Origin of the sequence: Limosilactobacillus sp. DJ3M12, assembly GCF_947381695.1 — a bacterium.
Lineage (GTDB): Bacteria > Bacillota > Bacilli > Lactobacillales > Lactobacillaceae > Limosilactobacillus > Limosilactobacillus kinnaridis.
The window spans coordinates 1-242 of record NZ_CANCWY010000077.1; the positions used below are offsets into that span (position 1 = coordinate 1).

1 pseudogene is annotated in these 242 nt (G+C 49.6%); it reads right to left on the minus strand.

The features are described 5' to 3' along the window. Positions 1-242 (minus strand): annotated as a pseudogene (locus QOS06_RS10790) (IS30 family transposase); the annotation flags it as partial.

Consider the following 242-nt stretch of genomic DNA (forward strand, 5'->3'; position numbering starts at 1 on the left):
GCCGCTTACCTCGCATCGGCAAGGAACGGACATCGAAGCCGAACTGGCCACGTTCAAACATCCGGTAAAGAGTTCGCTGGTTACAACTAATTGGGCGCTCAGCGCGCCCAATAATGGTATCAGGCGTCCACCCCTGGGCAATTTTGTCGTTGATATAAGTGAGTTCAGCCAGTGACAACTGAGTACGTTTTCGGCCACAACGTTGCTTATTGCGCATATAGTGATCTTGATAATCAGCAATT